Raw genomic sequence first — 19,589 nt, forward strand, 5'->3', positions numbered from 1 at the left:
AGTAAAAAGCCGGTTTGAATTTCCAAATCGGCTTTTTTTTATTTGTTTTTTACATATAACTTGCAAATCTATATCCAGCATCCTTAAATGTATGCTCAGCAGAAGTTAGTGAAGTAGTATTCTTTTTGTGTGTTACAGGGTCTAACCATGTAACAGTCGATGTTGTGTAACCTGTTATGACAACTGCGTGTGAGTCGCTTAGCATACCAATCACAGGTTTACCGCTGCTTACAAAATACAATACTTCGTCAAGGGTACAGCCGGTAAGATCAGCAGGTTGTTTTATATGTGTTTTTAGCATTGACATTATCGAACTGCCTTTTAATGAACTTTCGTCTGTTTCTGACTGGGCTGCCTGCAACAGCATAAGAACTGCTGCTTTTTTGCTGTCTGCGGTGTCAGGATATGACATACCGGATACTTCTTTTGATATGAACTTTCCACCTCTTTCCCAGACAACATGGGACCTGTTATCCATTACGACCCCCATCTGCTCATCAGCCTTTTGAATTGCTTTTGCAGGGGTTGTAAAGCTTGCTGTAACTTCTCCGTAGGCATATATATAATATTTAAATGAGCTGCTGCTCTCGTCAGCGAGATGAAGAGTGGTGTTTTCTGTCACCATTACATGTTTTGCCTTTTGTATTTCAGGTGTTTTTTTCATTTTGTAACCTGACGGCAGGCATATATATTTTTCGGCGAGTGACTGTTTTGTAATTCTTGATGCAACATGAACAGTCTTTTTTGTCGCTTTTTTCTGGTTCAATATACTATCAGGATTTGTCGGTTTAAAACCGTTGCCTGTTTTTCTGACTCTTTTTAAGGTTATTACATTATTCTCAACGGTTGCCGAAATAACATAAATATTTTTGTTTTTATATTCACGCATGATATTTCCGTTGCAATCGGAAATGACGAGTTTGTATGCAGGTTGTGTGGTTTCTCCGTTTGAGCCTTCATAAATGTCTTTATTTTTGACAAAGCCGTAAACCACATTTGCATCAATAGTTCCGAGGACTACGATACTTTGATTTTCCGGTGCGGTTACTTCAAGTTTATTTGCCGTATCAAGATTTAATATTGTAATCTTTTGCGAGTAATCCGACTTTGACGCATTAGACCAGACAAAGCATTTTGCATCTTCCATCATTGAAAAATTATCTTTTGCTATATTTTTGGTAAGCAGTTCGTATTTTTTTGATGAAATGTTATATGCATACATGACATTGTTCATTGAGAAGTAGAAAATATTTTGTTTATTAACATAGCAATATTTTCCAAAATCCTCTTTTAACTGCTGATATGTTGTCTCAAGCGGAATATATACACGCTCTGTAATAAGATTTTTGGCAGGGTCGTAATTGTAAAGTATTACAGCAACACGCCCCTCATAATCACCGCAGTTCATATAACCATAGACAACAAAATTGATTGTATTATTGTCATCAAAATTAAGGATTTTTATATTGTGCTGGTCATAGGTGTCTCTTAAGTAATCAGTTTTTTTCTGTGCAAAAGAAAATACTTCGTGGAGATTGTCTTTATCCATGTCGTAGTACCAGAGTGAACCATTGCGGACAAATGCAAGCTCATTTGCCCTATCGTTTAAAGTCAACTGAAAGTTGCTTTCATTGGATACACCTATTTTAAACTGGCTTTTTCTGACGGAAGTAAGTTTTGGATTAAAGACTGCTTCCATCGTACGCCTGAAATTTAACAGATAAAGTCTGCTGCCAGAATAGCGTACACGATAAAATTCTTTTACAAGAAAAGTTTCGCTGCCGGATGAAGTTTTAGCCCTTACATAATAAACATATTGTATTGCGGCTGTCTCAACATTTACCTCCTTTATTGTAGGAATTGTCTCGGAGAGAAGTTTTGGCTTTAATTTGCCCCATGTAACGAGCTCAGGAGAGGAATTAATCCCTACATTGGCATACGATTTGTTTGTTGATGTATTGCTTTCAAGGTATTTTGCGTATTTAAAGGATTTGCCGGGATTAAATGTCGCATTATGAAAGCCTGTAACAAATTCGAGTTTCTGTTTAAGGAAGAAATCAGTATCGTAATATTTTATTCGTGTATAGTAATGGATTTTTTTGCTTAAATTGGTCGTAAGTACAATATCCATTCCATATTCGGTACTTGTATCAATACTTTCCGACAACTTTATTTTAAGCGTTTTAAGTCCTTTTTTATTATCAAAAGCAGTAAGAGTGTCTGACTCGATTACTTTATTGTTTGTAATATCTTTGAGATTGAAAGTAAGTTTTTTTACTTTTGTCTGATTTTCTTTAAATTTAACAATAAATGATTTGTCAGCTTCAAGAGGTGTAATACATTCTCTTACATTGGAACTGTTTAATTCGCTGCTGTAACCGTGCAAAGTGTTTACGGTATATCCATTGCCTATTTCAAGGTACATTATTGGAAATGTTGCTGTCTGAAGCGTTGTGGCACTTGATGTGCCCGCTGAAGCCTCCGGTATCATTTTTCTAAATAAAAAAATTGAAAGACCAAATATTAAAAATAATGCAAAAAATTTATATATATGTTTCAAAATATACCTCCTGATTTTTATTATTTATATGAGTAAGCAGCGAAACGAATTGTTAATATCCATGGCACTTACTGTGTGAATAGTAATTTTATTTATATTTTTTTTTGTGAAACTGCTTAATATAAAAAAAGAAAGTAAGCTGTTCCGTACAATAAATTAGTATAGTGTTTTTTGAGCAAAAAGGCAATGAACTTAATGAAAACTTAAGCATATAATATGTTAAAAAATGTTTTTTATGTTATGGTGTGATAATAATTTTCATATTATATGTAAAAAATGCCAGCGGAAATGAGGTTTATTGTGAAAGAAAACATAATAAGAGGGATGTATGATAATGGAAATCTGATGATATATGCAGCAGCAGACGGTGTGAAAGATAATAAAAATTCCTATGTTTGTTCGGAGTGTGTTTCGGAAAAAGGCGAAAAAAAGTATGACTATCTTATGCCTGTCAATCTTAGAATAATACTTATGTATGTCAATAATGAATGTGATAAATATGAGTATGATGGAAGCCCAATGTTTGATGAGCTGCCTGATAAGAGATTTATTGACGGAATTGTTGAAAGAGTTTTAAAAGATTATAAGAATAATGAGAAAGATAACATAAATTTTGTGGATAAAAACCCTGATTTGTTAATCTATGCACTTTTGTCAGGCGTGATTGTTTATAGAAAAAACAGACACGCCTGCATATCAAATAATAAATTATTTTAAGAGGGTATTATATACTTCTCTTTTTGGGATGCCTCTGTCGAGTGCGACCTGTTTCATGGATGATTTTTTATCCATTCCCTGTGAAAGATAAATATCCATATGTTCCTGTATGGTGATTTTTTCCCATTCCTGTATCGACTGTTTTTCCAGTTCTTTATGGGAGATACCTTCGATAACCATGACATATTCGCCTTTTGGCGGAGTCTGCCCGTAATATTCGATTGCCTGACTTAAGGTCATTTGCTGTACAGTTTCGTGCAATTTTGTGAGTTCTTTACAAAATGTTATCTTGCGGTCACCAAGATATGAGTAAAGTTCTGAAAGTGTTGCTTTCAAATGGTGCGGTGCTTCATATATTATAATGGTGCGTGTTTCTTTTTTTAAGGAGTCGAGTATTGCACGGCGTTCTTTTTTGTCAACAGGAAGAAATGCTTCAAAACAGAATCGCCTTGTTGAGAGACCGGAAAGTGTGAGAGCAGTAACGCAGGCACAGGCTCCGGGTAAGGAAGTGACTGTTAAGCCGGCTTCATATGCCTGTTTGACGAGTTCTTCTCCGGGGTCGGATATACCCGGTGTTCCGGCATCTGTAACGAGTGCAATATCTGTTCCGTTTGTTATTTTTTCGACAAGATATTTTGCTTTTTTAATTTTATTGTATTCGTGGTAACTTGTCATTGGAGTTTTTATCTCAAAATGATTTAACAGTTTTATCGTATTTCTTGTGTCTTCGGCGGCAATAAGGTCTACTTTTTTTAGTGTTTTAAGAACTCTGAATGTTATGTCTTCAAGATTGCCTATAGGTGTTGCACAGAGATAAAGTGTGCCGGGAGTGGTGGTATTCATATCAGTTTTCCTTTCATTTGATTTAAGGTGTATGCTGCTGCAAACCATATATCTCTAATAATTGTTCAGTGTATTTTCCAGGTGTTTCATAAACTATTATCGGAGGTTCAAATTTGACAAAAGGTTTTCCGTTTTTTACAGCTTCGATAAGCAGCATATTAGGCTCTTTTGATACAAAAGGATGAACCATGCAGATGCGTTTTGTTTCAAGCTTATATTTAGCTAATGTACAAATTATCTCGGTCATTCTGAACGGGCGGTGTACCATATAGAAACGCCCCTGTGTCTTTAAAAGTTTTGAGCTTTCTCTTGCAATGTCATCGAGATTGCATAATATTTCATGTCGTGCTATTGCTTTTGGAATATCCGGATTTTTAATGCCGTGATTGTCATTCATATATGGGGGATTTGTTGTGACAGCATCAAAAACAGCCGCACCGAAATTTAGTGAAGCTGTTTTAATATCGCCATGAATAATATCTATTTTTTCGTCAAGACCGTTTAAGTTTACACTTCTTTTTGCCATATCAACGCTTTCATCCTGAATTTCAAGAGCACTGATATGTGCCGGCTCAGCTTTTGCGGATAGGAGTATCGGAATGATACCTGTACCGGTACCTAAATCAAGAACTTTGTCTTTCTTTCGTATGGTTTTGGCACAAAATGATGACAGCAGAACCGCATCCATGCCAAAGCAGAATTTTTCGGGATTCTGTATTATGTGTAAACCGTTTAGCTGGAGATCATCAAGGCGTTCTCCGTTCTTTAAATAATTTTCTTTTTCCATATTAACCCTCATTGTATTTCTTATTCAGGTTTAATGTTGTTGTAGCCATTACCATAACCGCCGTTTCCGCCGGATGATTTGTGATAATTTTTGCGTGGCTGATTATTGTTATTATTGTTGTTGTGACGATAGTTATTGTTATCACGCTCACGGTTATAGTGTTTACCTTTTTTTCCTGAAAAATTTTCAGCCGGTTTATTTTTTGTATCCGGATATTTAGGGCGTTTATTGAAATTCTTTTTCTGGTAGTGATTGTTTTTGTACTTTTTATTCTGTTCTTCTTCTTCGGTCATATCTTCAATATCGCCTTTTTCCATCTGCTCAAGTTCTTTTAAGGCATTTTCGTCTAATTCCTCATCGGGTAAAGCTTGTCCCGGCGATACGGAAGTTCTTGAAGCTGATTTCTCAAATTTAAGGTCGTCAACATGATATTCACGGACTTCTTTTTCGTCATTGTCTTTTGTGATAATTACTTTTACAAGCTGTTTTAATACACTTACGCTCTGCACAATACCGTTGTAACCGTCTATGGTTTTTACATCTTCATTTATGTGAGGGAGTTTTGCATTGAGATATTCGTAGGCTTCTTCCTCGTTTTTCAGACAACACATAAGTCTTCCGCATACACCTGATATTTTGCTTGGATTAAGCGAAAGATTTTGTTCCTTTGCCATTTTGATAGACACAGGGGCGAAATCTGAAAGATATGTGTGGCAGCAGAGTGGTCTTCCGCATATACCTATGCCACCTATAAGTTTTGTCTCATCACGAACACCAATCTGACGAAGTTCTATTCTTGTTCTGAAAATAGAAGCAAGGTCTTTTACAAGTTCTCTGAAATCTATTCTGCCATCTGCCGTAAAGTAAAATAGAAGCTTGTTTTTATCAAAGGTGTATTCACAGTCGATAAGTTTCATCTGAAGTTCATGCTTTGCTATTTTTTCAAGGCATATTTTATATGCTTCTTTTTCTTTTTCTTCGTTCTCAGCGTGTATTTCATAATCACTCTCTGTTGCTATTCTGATAACATCTTTTAATGGCTGGACAACTTTGTCATCAGTGACTTCTTTTTGACCGAGAACAACAAGTCCGTATTCTATTCCTCGTGCCGTTTCAACTATGACATGATCGCCTTTTTTTATATCAAGTCCGTTTGGGGCAAAATAGTACACTTTGCCGGATTTACGGAACCTTACTCCAATAATTAAAATCATTTTTTCCTCCATATACAATTAATCTTTCATTGCAAGAATCATTAATTCTATTGTCACATCAAAGTTTACATTTGCTTTGAGACGAACTTTTGCCTTGTCAATGGCAGCAATAATGTTTTCAATATTTTCATAATCGCGTTTTGTTGCCTGCTCGGAAATGGCAGAATATTCATCGCTGTATAATAAAAGATTTGCATCTTTTGTAACTTTAAACATAAGTACATCGCGATACCATAAAAGCATAAGGTCAAGATAATCATTTATATCATTTTTGTGCGTTGAAAATTCTTTAATTGTATCTATTATTGAAGCAATATCCATTGAGTCGAGATTTTTAAGTAATTTTAATACCTGATTTTTCATCTCTATAAAATCACTTGAACTTGCAAAACGGATTGCTTTTCCTATATTTCCCTGACAATAATTTGCTGCTATCTGTGCCTGTTCGGGTTCTAATTGAAATTTATTTTCAAGGTAGGTGCATATTTTGTCTTTTTCTACAGGATTCATCGTGAGAGTGACACAACGCGATCTTATTGTTGGTAAAAGACTGTCGCAATTTTCCGTGAGCAATATAATAATTGCATACACGGGTGGTTCTTCTATTGTTTTTAAAAGTGCGTTCTGTGCCTGCTCAGTCATTTTATTTGCATCAGGTATAATGTAAATCTTATATTCGCTGCTGTATGGTTTAATGGAAATATCGTTGTTGAGCTGCTCTCGAATATCATTTACACTTATGCTGGTCTTGTCATGAGTGATATATTTAATATCAGGGTGATTGTGCGATTCAGCCTGTTTGCATGATGTGCACACTCCGCAGGCATCAGTATCGTCTGTTTTTGACTGGCACTGAATTGTCTTTGCGAGTGCAGAAGCAATAGTCTGCCGTCCTGAACCGTATTCTCCGTTGATTATATATGCGTGTGACAGATTGCCTGTTTTGATAGCTGTCTGCAAATGTTTTTTTATACTTTCCTGGCCAATAATGTCTTTAAAGTTTGCCATAACTAAACCTCCAATTATGTGATAATATCAAGTATCAGACCTCGAATCTCATCAATTTTTCCAAGTATCGCCAAGTGGTCTTTTTCTTCTTTGAGAAGTTCTGCGGCCAGTTCGTCTAAGGTCTGATTTATCTGCTTTACAATACCATATACACGGTGGCGGCCTTTTTTGTCGAGAAAATTTTCGCGGCTGAATTCATGTGTATGTGAGGCTATCTCGTTCATAAATTCTTTGATGAGCCTGCGGTAGTTTTTCATATCTCTTATGTCCATGCGTTTGCCGAGTTTGTCACCCTGCTGGGTTATCTCCTCCATCATGGTAAAAAGGGTAGCCTGAAGTTCCTGCTCTTCTATGGTACTAAGCAGAGTAAAGCGAAAGGAACCATCTGATTCGTTTGTTTTTGCAGCCTGTTCAATTTGCTGTAACTGCTGCATAGGTGTTATTTTAAGATCCAAACAGGTGCCTCCTTTCATTTTTATGTATATTATTGTACCACAAATTTATATGAGGTAGCAATCTTTGGAAGATATATAAGTATTTTCTTATTTGTAAAAATGAGCGACTTTATCCCAGATCTCAGCAGAAATATCTTCTATTGAATTGTTTCCATCAATAACAATAATATTTTCTGTTTCTTTTAATTTTTCTATCAGTTCGAGATAACGGTTTCTTACTTCTGTAAGTCTTTTTTTGTTTTCAAAGAGCTCCGTTTGGAAACGGCCGTTTTGCATACGGTCGAGTGTTATCTCAGGGTCTACATCAATATATATGTGACAGTCAGGGCGGAGAGTATCAAGTGATATGCGGTTTAACTCCATCACCCATTCGAGCGGGGCTTTCACGCTCTGGTATGCATAGTTTGAGAGCACAAATCTGTCAGATATTATGGATATGCCCTCATCAATTTTTGATTTCAGACCGTTTACGGAGTTGTTAATATGGTCAAGTCTGTCTGCAGCAAAAAGTGCTGCCAGAGCCGCTTCGTCCATCTTCATTCGTCCGGTAAGGCACTGGCGGATCATGACACCGACAGGACCATCTGATGGCTCACGGGTTTCTAAACATTTTGTCCCCGTGTTCTCAATTTTTTGTTTGAGGAGATTTATCTGTGTGGTTTTGCCACTCCCGTCAATTCCCTCAAATACAATAAATTTTCCCTTTTTTGATGCCATGTCCGTTTTCCTCCGTGTGTTTAATTTGATGTTTTTTACTCTTTTAATCCTAATGTAACAGTGTAATTTTTGCTTGTGCCATCTTCAAAAGTTACTGTAAACAGCCATGTTTTGTTGTCTTTTGTTGCAGGCTCAGTAATATGTTTCACTGCTATATTTGCGTTAGGTGTGTTTACCGCATTGTAAGTTTTTTGTGTTACGGTGCAGGTTACATTTGTGAGATCGCTCAGTGCGACAGGGTTTACGGCAGTATTACTGTATTCTGTTGCACCGGCTGCAATGTACTGTGCGGCAGTAAATGTTGTTTCAAATGATGAATCTGCGGCTTTTATATCTGTTATCCGGTTTGTCGTTGTTCCGAGTTTGACAACGATATTGTCAATAATTGTGCTTGTGTCAAGCTGTGACGGTGATAATGTAACCGGTACATTTACAAGTGTGTGGTCTGTGTCACCGAGATCAATGGTGAATGTCCAGTTCATGCCACCGTCAATTGTCTCAACATTTGTAACCTTGTATTTTGATTTTTTGAGTACATATGTAAAGCTGCCGGCTGTAAGACTTGAAAAATCAGTACCATAGTCAATATATCCGCCATAGCTGTCATAGAAACTGCATGATAATGAGTTGGTATTTACAACACCATTTATTGTTTTATCATTGTGTGTGTAAGCAATGCTTCTAAAAATCTGGCTTGCTTTGAGTGTATCAAGGTCAGGAAGATCACTTGTATCTTCTTTTACTGTTACTTTAAAGCTTCCGATTTTTGTTTTATCTGACTCACCGGAAACAGTTTCGTAAACTGATATTGAAGTTATTCCAACCTTGAGTGGTGATATAACAAGATAATCCTGATCCTGTTTGTCCCCACCTGTCGTGACAGTACAGATTGATGTGTTGGCAGATTCATAATGATACAGTTTTGTATGGTTACGGCAGTCAACAGGGTAATCACCGTAAACATCACCGTCAACCATTGTTGTAAAACCGTTTAGTGAAAGTGATTTCTTTATTGATGCAGTAGTAACCGTTACCTGAACTGTCTCAGGAAGAGTGGTTATCTGGTTGTTATAATATTCTTTTACTTCAACGGTGGTGGTTCCGTAATTAACGGCAACCATATCATTTGATATTATATTTGTATCTTTAGGTGTGAAGAAATAAGACGCACCGGCACGAGGGTTTGTAATGCTTATTCCTTCGTAATCAGATGCCTGGATGGTTGAACCAAGCCCTACTGTTATACTCTGGTCTGAAGCAGATATAAATGGCTCGTTTGTGAGTTCAACTTTAAATGTTCCGAGAACTCTTTTAATGCCGTCGGGAGTTGTCTCGGTAAGCGTGATATTGCTGGTCTGGACAGTGTTGCCGGTTGTGGTTGATATAACTCCACTGTCATTTAGCTCAAAAAGCTCCGGATGGTCTGAAGTAAAGCTGTATGTAGCTGTGCTGTCAATATTTTCTACAATGTCATCGATTGGAAGCTGTTTTAAATATGCGAGTTTAAATGAGTCAGCACGAAGAGAAGCTCCCATTACAGTAAGTTCCATATGACCTATAGTGCGGCTTTTTTTGTTGTAAACTTCGTGGATTGACAGATTTGTATAACCTGCTTTCAAACAGGTTATAGCACCGCTTGTCACGGCACTGGCAACTTTTGAGGATGTGTTTGTAAAAAGATATTCAGCCGATTTGTTTACGCTGTTTAGATAATCAGACGGCTGGAATACATCACCTACAGTAGCAGTGAATTTTTTGTAGCTGCTTTTTAATGACGCTTTTTTGACAGTTACCTTAAATGTACCTACAGACTTAAATTCTTTTTTATATTTGTATCTTACGCTTATTTTCGCCGTACCTTTACCGCATCCGGTAATAGAACCTTTTGCAGATACTTTGGCTATTGATGTTTTGTTTGAAGTATAAAAATAAGTAGCATTTTTAAGTTTGTTTTTAAGTGAGATAGTGTATTTTCCGTTTACATATATTGTTGCTGATTTTGTTTTTAAAGTTGTTTTTTTTGTAGCTGCCGATGACTCTGACGGAAGGTAAAGAGCAGCGGCGGCTATTATTAAAATACTTAAAACGGCTATTTTAAATATTTTATTTGTCGTTCTTTTTGCAGTAGTCATATTCATACTTAGTCCCCCTTATTTATGTGATGTACTCTAGGTATCTTCTTAAACCGGGTCATTTCGGATGCTTTTCCGATATACTGTTTCAATTTTCTCGTTGTATATCGAAAATCCATCTCGAAATTCTTCGTTCAGAAGATTCAGAGAGTACATTATGTATTGTTCATTTTTATCGTGTTCTGCTGTTTACTGACATTCGACGATATGGTAAAAACGGTATCTTCAAGAGAATGAATCCGGTTGTATTGCAATATTCCTGCATTTACGGTGAAAGGCTCGCTCTGCCGTATTTTTATTGACTTTAAAAATTTATTTACGGCTGCTTCTGCCTGTTTTTCATTTGTCTCGGCAAAAAGACATACTATCTGCTTATTTCCGAGACGGCCTATAATGTCATTTATACGACATTCCGTTTTTAAAATACTTGCACATTGGCAAAGACAGTAGATTTCACGCTCCGGTCTGTAGCAGTCTATCTGAAAGACGGCAAAACTGACCGGATTATGGTAGCGTTTATGTCGTTCTATCTCTTTAAATGAATCGTCATAAAAGCCTTTTTCACTTAGCAGTCCGGTAAGTGGGTCTGTTCTTGATACAGCATTATTATAAATCATAATCGGGTCATAATTTTGTCTTCTTGATGCCATCAGCTTAAATTTTAATGTTGCTTGTTTAAGAGAGTGCATACCGAGACATACTTTCCATGAATTTCCGTCATATGCAACATATTTGTGAGACATATTTTGGGAAGTCTGTGAAAGCTGAAGGTCGGTATCAGTTATCGTGACTGCAAATTCCTTTACAAAAGGATATACGGTACCTTCAATGCGGCATTTGCTATAATTTTTATAAAAAGAAATTCTGTAATCCTGCATCTCAAAACATGAATTTACTGCATCTTTCCAGGCAGAAAATTCGTCAAGGGTAAAGTGTTCCTGGTCCTCAAGAGTGAGACAGGCATAAGCGTTTTTCCAGTTTTTTGTAAGAAGTGCATGAAAAAATCTGTCAAGTACATCCTTTGCCGATATGTCTGATAAAGATGCATTAAAAGCAGAAGCGGGGTGAACCTGTCTTGAGCGGTCTGTACGGTTTTGAAGCCAGAGTTTATGATAGGTTGTCCGTTTGTCAGGATTTGAAAGTATGCTGTAGGCTTCGTTTATATCGAGCATTCTTTTGTCTTCATTTGGGTTGTGGCTGGTATCAGGATGATACAGGGTACAGAGCTTGCGATAAGCTGCTTTAATGACATCAGGAGAAGCGTCATAATGCACCTGTAAAATCTGATAATAATCTTTAAATAAATGCCTGATTTTAATACACCCCCTCATTATAAGCAAGGGCAAGCGTGATGCTTGCCCTTATATAGGTTTAACCGACTTTTAATTTAAATTTCATCACGGCACGTTCATCATCAACCGGAATCTTTTCCATGGACGCACCTAGAGCGGTTATTTTTCCCTCAAAGTTTTCGTAACCGCGTTCGATAAAGTGTATTGAATCAATAGTAGTGTAGCCTTCTGCAACAAGACCGGCAACGACGAGTGCAGCACCGGCACGAAGGTCAGGGGCAGAAATAGCCGCACCTGTAAAGCCCTCAACACCCTCGATAATGGCAACATTGCCCTCAACTTTTATTGAAGCTCCCATACGGGCAAGTTCATCAACATATTTAAAACGGTTTTCAAATATGCTTTCCGTAACCGTACTTGTACCCTCTGAAAGAGCGAGAAGAGTGGCAATCTGTGGCTGCATATCCGTAGGAAATCCAGGATATGGGAGAGTCTTTACCTGAGTGTGACCGAGACGGTGGTCGGCAGATACACGGACTGCATCATCGTATTCCTCAACGGTTGCACCGATTTCGATAAGTTTAACGGAAATTGCCTCTAAATGTTTAGGGATAACATTTTTGATAAGGACATCACCGTGAGTTGCGGCAGCAGCGACCATAAAAGTACCAGCTTCAATCTGGTCGGGAATTATAGAATACTCGCTCGAATGAAGTTTGCTCACGCCATTTATACGGATTTTGTCTGTACCGGCACCTTTGATGTCTGCACCCATACTGTTTAAGAAGTTTGCAACATCAACGATATGTGGCTCCTTTGCAGCATTTTCAATGACTGTACGGCCTTCTGCCATACATGAAGCAAGCATAATGTTTATCGTTGCACCTACTGATACAACATCGAGGAATATATGATTTCCAACGAGTGAGTCAGCAAATGTGTTTATCATGCCATGTTCAATGGTAACTGTTGCACCAAGTGCCCTAAAGCCCTTTAAATGCTGGTCAATAGGGCGACTTCCTATGTCACAGCCGCCAGGGAGAGCTACCTGTGCTTTGTTGTATTTTCCGAGTAACGCACCTAAAAGATAGTAGGATGCACGGATTTTTCTGATTGAATCATAATCTATGGTGATATTACCTATGGTACTACCGTTAATCTTGACAGTGTGAGAGTTGATACGCTGAACTGTTGCACCGATTCCCTCTATTGCCTGTAATAATACATTTATGTCACGGACATCAGGCAGATTTTCGATAGTTACTGTTTCGTCTGTCATAATAGCAGCGGCAAGAATACCTAATGCTGCATTTTTTGCACCTCCGATTGTTACCTCACCTTTGAGAGGGGTGCCACCTTTTATAATATACTGATTTTCCATTTTACACCTCATTAGAACGGATTTTTATTTATTTTTCTATCTATATTAAGTCTGTTATATTCAAGTAAATCTTTTTTTATACATATCTGTACTTTTGTAAAAATATAGCTGCCAAACACACATAAGTGTGAGCAGTATATATATGTGTTGGTAAAATGCCCTGAAAAACAGTGATTTAATCACAATAGGCAGAGTTCAACACATAAAACTATTATAGTCAAATGTACAGTTATGTCAACCTAAATTTTATTAAGAAAAGTTTAAGTCTTTGTAACAGTTCAGCACAAAAAAGATAATTGGCAATAAATAAGCTTGCTTATTTTATTGTTTATTATCTTTTTAGGTAGAACTGTTACAAAGTATTTTATTTCTTTCTGTTTTCAAAATAAACAAAAGCATCTATAGCATCAAATATATCTTTAAAGGTGTCTCTTGGTGCAACATCAATATATTTTTGTAATATTTCCTGTTCTGCCGTTCCATGATACCTGCCGTAAAATATATCGAAAAGATTATGACCGCGTACATAAATTTTTATGTTTTCAATGTTGTCTTTTATGTCTTGTTTTGTCTTTATGTGTTTGCCGATGACACGCTGCATTTTTTTGACACTTGTAAGCTTATACAGATAGTCCTTATACTTTTTGAAAAGTATGTTATAAAAATCTTCTTCTGATTTTATTACTCCTATCCTTGACATTATTTTTGGGTCGAGAAAATAATTTTCAAAGGAATAATATTTTAATATAAGAACATTTTTTGGCTCTACTCTCGGCAGGTTTCCAACATCTTCTTTTGCACGCTGTGTGTAGTAACTGCACAACTGTTTTTTTAGATATTTTGGATTTTTGCCGTCGCTGTCCCTTATCATAAGGAACTGGTCTTTAAGGTAAAGTTTGTTTATATATTTAAGGTTTGCGTAAGTTTTTATATTGGTGCAACTGTTTGTCGGAATTATTGTAATCCTCTGCAACTGCCCGTTTTCGTCATAAATCTCAGAGTAATATTTTTTGAGCAGGAGAGGCAGACGGTTGCTGTCCTGTTTGCCCTCAACGATAAATACAAAACTGACATTCATAAGGTCGTTTGCCGTATATCCGAGGTCATTGAGTATCATGTCAATGTCAGTATTTTTTCTTATATCAGTATAATATTCTTCATTTAATATAACTTCCCGTATCTGTTTTGTTGAGAAGTTGAATATCAGGTTTGGTGAGTGAGTTGAGAAGATAACCTGATTTTTCTTTGAAAGGTTATATAAGATTTCACTCGCCACTTTCTGAAGCTGAGGATGAAGATAAATCTCAGGGTCTTCCATAAGTATTATGCATGGGAGAGTGTCTTTCTCATCAATATATGCCTCAAGTAATGAGAGTGTGTAGATGCTTTTTAGTCCCTCACCGAGTACATTGAGTGAGCCGATTATCTTTTCTCTTTCTTTATTGTAGACTTTTGTTTCTACCTTGAGGAGATTGTCGATATTTGAATTTAATTCGTAGCGTATTTCCTGTGACGGACTGCCGTTAGCACGAAAATATTCATTGACTTTATGCTCAAACGCACTGAGGTTTGTGTGGAAAAGTTTGAACTGAAGCAGGCGTATAGTCTCAAAAAGCGTCAGCTCCTCAGGTGTTTTTTTGTTGATGAGTCCTATACACTGGAAACAGCGGTTACATTTCCTTTTTGGGTCAAAGGTACACTCATTGTCTTTAAGTTTCTGAAAAGATTCCTTGTCATAAAAACTAAACACATCATTTTGTAATGCATCGAGATTGCGTGTCTGGTCGATGTGGTAAATGCGTGGAAATATCTTTTCGATATAAGGATTGTGTTTGCTGAAACCGTCACTGTAGCGTGTTGCACCGTTTGGGGTATTGTGGAAAGTAAAAGATACAATTCCATTATTATAAGAAGGTATCTTTTCTTTGAATTCTTCAAACCACTTTTCAAAATTATTTGCCTTGCACAAAATTCCTCTTGAATAATAATAATTAAGATCATCTTCGGTAAACTCTATCTGCATGGAAATCTCGATGGGTTTGTTTATATCGAGAAACTCATGTTCTGATGCAGCTTTTAAGTTTGATGCCAAAAGTATAGCATCTATTATGGAGGTTTTACCTGTATTGTTCTTACCGACAAGGATAAGTGCATTTTCAATGTCGTTTATTTCAAGTTCTGATATTGATTTAAAATTTTTGATTTTTATATAAATTATTTTCATACGGCTGCCTTCTCTCTTTGTATAATAATTTTATGTTTTGAGGTACTGTTTTGTTACCGGCTATAATGTTTAAACGGTAAGTTTTGTCTTATATTTTGTAAGTGCTTTTATTTATGTTTTTTTATTCGTTTGTTTTTTACAGTTGTTTTGCTGTGTTTTATGTTTTGCTTTGCCATTACTTTTTGAGACATACTCTTTTTTTCTTTAACAATTCGTTTTTTGTCCGTGTGTGACTTTTTTTCAGCTTTTTGTGAACTCTTTGCCGCTGCCTTCTTTTTTCGGATAGAGTAGCCGAAGGTTCCCAGTTCATTTCCAAGTCCAAAATAGGAACCGTGTGAGTAGGCGAGCAGGTTTGAATCATTTAGGTGGAATGAATTGTTTTTATCCATATAACTCTCATCGACATGGACGGCGGTTACATCGGCGATAAACATATGGTGAGAGCCAAGTTCTTTTATCTCAGTCACTTTGCACTCAATGTTTACCGGGGACTCGGCAATAAGAGGACATTTTACAGTGTCGGATTTTTCTTTTGTGAGATTACATTTGAGCCATTTATCTACATCCCTGCCGGAGCGTACACCACAAAAATCGGTGGCTTTTATAAGCTGTTCGGTTGTGAGATTTATCACAAATTCACCTGATTTTTTAATCATGTCATAGGAATATCTCTCAGGACGGACTGATATATATGCCATCGGCGGATTAGTACATATGGTGCCTGTCCATGCAACAGTGAGGATATTTGACTCTGTTTCAATATCACCACATGAAACCATGACCGCAGGAAGCGGATATATCATGTTGCCTGGTTTAAAATTTATCTTGCTCATTCTTTTTCCTTTCTTCATCTACATATAGATATTTGCGGAACTCTTGTAATCTGCTAGTTAAACGGATATTCGTAATCCGCTCTGCTGCTTGCTCATAACACTATCCAAAAGAATTTATCTGATAGTGTTACAAGTGTGCAATTATCACAGCATATAGTTAGCTTCGCAATTACCTAACCATATTATATATAGTATAACAAATCTTGTGTTCAAAAACACTATTCAAAAGAAAATAATTGTGATAGAATTGTAATAGAAATTGCGAGATATATCTAAATTGGAAAAATACTTCATGTGGAGCATGAAGCCTTATAAGATAAAAATAAAATTATTTTAATATACATAATGAAAGGCAGGGGATAAGGTATGGCAAACTATTTGGAGTTTGAGTCCATGAGTGCAGGTATGGAAAATAAGGTAAAGCAGGATCTCAAGTTTAAGACAGGCAATTTTGTATGGAAGATTAAGTTTAATGTTCCACTTGATCCTAAGACGGTAAATAATGTAAATCTTTATGTTACATCATTAAATCTTTCGCCGTTAAAGACTGCTATAAGATATAATTCACTTGAAAATGAGATAGAAATAGAGCCTATGGAGGCATACGCACAGAATGAATCTTATATTTTAAACATTACGACAAATGTAAAGTCTTTAAACGGAAAACCACTTAAAGAGCCGATACAGGTTCAGTTTAAGATTGATTAATCTGTGAAGTGTTGTTAATATCAATTAAATAATATAAAAGCAAAACATTAAAATTAAAGCGAAGCATTTATATAAGTGCTTCGCTTTAATTTAGGTATTTTATTGTTTGTTTCGCTGCAGACTGATGCCGTGTATTGCAGCATTTTAGAAAGCGGCATCAGTTTACTTTAATATCGCCTTAAGTTTGAGTGCGAGGATACGATCCATATGATTAAGTGCGAGTGAACCCGGAAGACCTGATTCAAAGTTTACATATAAATATGCACCGTTTATGGCGATTCCCTCATTTAATGCAGGCATTGTTATCTTTTTTAGTCTCTTGCCAAGACGCATGGAAGTTGTTCCCGGTTTTGCCGGTTTGTAAATGTCAAGCTCATTTGTATATCCGTATGCTCTTGAAACGATAAGCTTTCCGCCGGTTGCAAAAGTGATACCCTGAACTGCAGGAGGGATGGTTACGCTTGAACGCTCTTTTAATGTTGTATTTTCTGAATTTGGATTGAGAATAGTGTAACTTCTGAGTGTTCCATTTTTTGTATATTCAAAGTTACCTGTCCAAATCTGCTTCTTATAATATGTAAGGAATGAACACTTATAGTTTGTTGCAAGTGTTTTAGTATATTCAACTTCTTTGTAGGCAAGTTTTTTGGATGCCGCACAGTTTATGTCAGTAAAAGCAACACCGCTTATCTTTTGACCGTTTGTAACCCATACGGTCTTGCCGTCATAACATATGCCGCCGCCATGTGTCTTGTTTGGAAGTACGATAACCGTAAGCAGTTTTCTGTTGTATTTGTTCATTACATATATTACTGATTTTTCTTCTGAGTAAGTGTCATATGCTGTTATAAGCAGATATTTTCCGGCAAATGTAATTGCCTGAGGACACATTTTTGTACTCTCAAATCCGGCAACATTTGTTGAACGGATACCGGGGATGGTTATGCATTTTTTGTAATTAGCATATTTTTTAACATAAGGAACTTTGCTCCACGCATAACTTGAAGTCAGTGCTTTCTTTGTGGAGTAGTAACTTGGTGTTGTAAGTGTTTTCTTTGTTTTTACCGGTTTTACGGTTGTTACAACAGAATTCTGACCGATAAATTTCTGACTGAATGCATTTCTATAAGCAGTTACTTTATATTTGTAGGAAGTGCCTATAGTCATACTTTCGTAAACTTTAGATACATTTGATTTGCCCTCTAAGGTATCTATGAGTTCGTAACTGCCAGCTTTAAGCTGATAAATATAGTAACCGCTCGCACCTGTGGTGGCAGTCCATGAAAGCCTGAGTTTTCCGTAGCCGGCTTTTCCTTTTACCGTAAGTCTTGCAGGTAAAGTAGAAGTTTTTATTTCATTAGAATAGCTTAAACTTGGATGCTGTTCGGTATCTGCATATGCAAGAAGTTTATATCTGTAATTTGAACCTGATGCAAGGGAAGTGTCTGTATATGATGTCTCAGTCGTGCTTGTGAGATATACATATGAACCGGCCCCCTTTTTTCTATATATAATATATCCTGTAGCAGAGGTATTTTGCTCCCAGTTAAAAGAGATGGTCGTAGCAGTGCTTTTTTCTATAGCTGCACCTGTTACGGCAGTTGGGCGTGATGCACAACGCAAAACACTGGTTAATGTACTCTCAAGTCCTGTAGTTGTGTTTACGACAGAAATCTGATATGAGCAGACAGTTCCGGGTTCCAGATTCGTGTCCGAATAGGATGTCTGTTCAGTCTGTAAAAGAAATTCTGCAGGTCCGTCATTGACACTTCTGTATATTTTGTAGTAATTACCGCTTGTATTTTCGTCCCATGAAAGGTCAATCTGTGTTTCCGTTTCCGAGTCAGCAGAAAAACCATATACTGTGTAAGGGAGCGTTGTAACGGAAATAACATCTGAGGCTTTGCCAACATTGTCCGGTGAAAGACAATATGCCTGAACATAAAAATCATAGTTTTCAGATGCTTTAAGCTGTGATATAACGAGTGAATTGGTTGTTGCAGTTCCGGCTAAAGTATAGTCAGAAGCATTTTTTTGTTTGTAGTAAACATTGTAAAGAGCGTTGCTCATGGCATCCCAGCTCAAAGTAACCTGACCGTTATCTTCTAAAGGTGAAGTCCTATCTGTAAGTGTCAATCCGGTGACTTTTGTCACGGAAGAACTTGTGGAAAACTCTGCAGATGGAGAACTGTAAACTTTTTGACCTAAAATTGTCTTATAAAAGCTCAGATGATAAGAAATAACTGTTGCAGGTGACAAATCTGTTATATTGTAAGTGTTTTCAGTAGTTTCGATTGTAGTTGTATTGTTGTTATATGTAAGGGTGAGACTGTAACCCTCGGCATCTTCGACTGGTGTCCATTCTATAGACACGGCAGAAGTCGTGGCGGATGTGGTGTGAGATTCCGTAACTGTACCCTCGAGGGCTGCAGGAATCGTAGGTTCCGGGGTGGCTTCAGGTGTCACATCGGTTGTGTTGTCTGATGGTGAGCCGTTTGATGATGAATTATCCGAAAATGTTTCCGAGAAAATGCTGATAAATTTATTAGGTAAGCTGTCGGCAGAGTCGGTTGATGAGGCGTGTGCCTTTATCATACGGGCTGCAAAACAGCATATTGAAAGTGCAAGTGCGGCTTCAAAAAAAATAAATATTTTCTTCTTCTTTTTCTTATTAAACATATAAAACTCCATTCTGCCCCCAAAAAGGCTTTTACCCAA

14 protein-coding genes and 1 pseudogene are annotated in these 19,589 nt (G+C 36.8%); 2 read left to right on the forward strand and 13 right to left on the reverse strand.

What is annotated here, in order from left to right; genetic code table 11:
• Positions 1-49: 49 nt before the first annotated feature.
• The gene (locus DWZ63_RS12885) at positions 50-2,560 is read right to left on the reverse strand and encodes a hypothetical protein (protein ID WP_055946666.1); all 2,511 of its coding nucleotides are present in this window, start codon (positions 2,558-2,560) and stop codon (positions 50-52) included.
• A 300-nt stretch (positions 2,561-2,860) separates the two neighbouring features.
• On the opposite strand from DWZ63_RS12885, the gene DWZ63_RS12890 reads away from it, so the two are divergent.
• Complete coding sequence (locus tag DWZ63_RS12890; protein ID WP_055946669.1) at positions 2,861-3,277, forward strand: hypothetical protein; 417 nt, start codon at positions 2,861-2,863, stop codon at positions 3,275-3,277.
• Here the strand turns inward: DWZ63_RS12890 and rsmI are convergent.
• From rsmI to DWZ63_RS12945, 11 genes and pseudogenes are all read right to left on the reverse strand, one after another.
• Positions 3,269-4,120: a 16S rRNA (cytidine(1402)-2'-O)-methyltransferase gene (gene rsmI / locus DWZ63_RS12895; RefSeq protein WP_118500091.1), complete on the reverse strand. Its 852-nt coding sequence runs from the start codon at positions 4,118-4,120 to the stop codon at positions 3,269-3,271. The genes DWZ63_RS12890 and rsmI overlap by 9 nt on opposite strands.
• A 22-nt stretch (positions 4,121-4,142) precedes the next feature.
• Positions 4,143-4,907: a tRNA1(Val) (adenine(37)-N6)-methyltransferase gene (locus DWZ63_RS12900; RefSeq protein WP_055946675.1), complete on the reverse strand. Its 765-nt coding sequence runs from the start codon at positions 4,905-4,907 to the stop codon at positions 4,143-4,145.
• A gap of 293 nt (positions 4,908-5,200) precedes the next feature.
• Positions 5,201-6,121 (reverse strand): annotated as a pseudogene (locus tag DWZ63_RS12905) (stage 0 sporulation family protein); the annotation flags it as partial.
• An 18-nt stretch (positions 6,122-6,139) separates the two neighbouring features.
• Positions 6,140-7,129, reverse strand: coding sequence for a DNA polymerase III subunit delta' (gene holB, locus DWZ63_RS12910; RefSeq protein WP_022015479.1), 990 nt, complete (start codon positions 7,127-7,129; stop codon positions 6,140-6,142).
• 14 nt (positions 7,130-7,143) lie between these two features.
• On the reverse strand, positions 7,144-7,584 hold the full coding sequence (locus tag DWZ63_RS12915; RefSeq protein WP_022015478.1) for a YaaR family protein: 441 nt from the start codon (positions 7,582-7,584) through the stop codon (positions 7,144-7,146).
• 87 nt (positions 7,585-7,671) lie between these two features.
• Positions 7,672-8,301 carry a dTMP kinase gene (gene tmk / locus DWZ63_RS12920; RefSeq protein WP_055946678.1) on the reverse strand — a complete coding sequence of 210 codons (630 nt, stop codon included), beginning with the start codon at positions 8,299-8,301 and terminating at the stop codon, positions 7,672-7,674.
• Positions 8,302-8,336: 35 nt separating this feature from the next.
• A complete protein-coding gene (locus DWZ63_RS12925) occupies positions 8,337-10,439 on the reverse strand; it encodes a hypothetical protein (protein WP_118500077.1) in 2,103 nt (700 codons plus the stop codon).
• A 149-nt stretch (positions 10,440-10,588) separates the two neighbouring features.
• Positions 10,589-11,764, reverse strand: a complete 1,176-nt coding sequence (locus DWZ63_RS12930; RefSeq protein WP_118500078.1) for a DnaJ domain-containing protein — start codon at positions 11,762-11,764, stop codon at positions 10,589-10,591.
• Positions 11,765-11,804: 40 nt separating this feature from the next.
• On the reverse strand, positions 11,805-13,106 hold the full coding sequence (locus DWZ63_RS12935) for a UDP-N-acetylglucosamine 1-carboxyvinyltransferase (RefSeq protein WP_022015474.1): 1,302 nt from the start codon (positions 13,104-13,106) through the stop codon (positions 11,805-11,807).
• 364 nt (positions 13,107-13,470) lie between these two features.
• A complete protein-coding gene (locus DWZ63_RS12940; RefSeq protein ID WP_118500079.1) occupies positions 13,471-15,330 on the reverse strand; it encodes an AAA family ATPase in 1,860 nt (619 codons plus the stop codon).
• Positions 15,331-15,437: 107 nt separating this feature from the next.
• Positions 15,438-16,163 carry a flavin reductase family protein gene (locus tag DWZ63_RS12945; protein ID WP_118500092.1) on the reverse strand — a complete coding sequence of 242 codons (726 nt, stop codon included), beginning with the start codon at positions 16,161-16,163 and terminating at the stop codon, positions 15,438-15,440.
• A gap of 366 nt (positions 16,164-16,529) precedes the next feature.
• Here DWZ63_RS12945 and DWZ63_RS12950 point away from each other — a divergent pair, with 366 nt between their 5' ends.
• Positions 16,530-16,871, forward strand: coding sequence for an Ig-like domain-containing protein (locus DWZ63_RS12950; protein ID WP_022015471.1), 342 nt, complete (start codon positions 16,530-16,532; stop codon positions 16,869-16,871).
• Between the two features lie 162 nt (positions 16,872-17,033).
• Here the strand turns inward: DWZ63_RS12950 and DWZ63_RS12955 are convergent, their stop codons facing one another.
• Positions 17,034-19,550: a hypothetical protein gene (locus DWZ63_RS12955; protein WP_147353236.1), complete on the reverse strand. Its 2,517-nt coding sequence runs from the start codon at positions 19,548-19,550 to the stop codon at positions 17,034-17,036.
• Between the last annotated feature and the right edge of the window lie 39 nt (positions 19,551-19,589).

Source organism: Clostridium sp. AF34-13 (genome assembly GCF_003477845.1).
Lineage (GTDB): Bacteria > Bacillota > Clostridia > Lachnospirales > Lachnospiraceae > Butyribacter > Butyribacter intestini.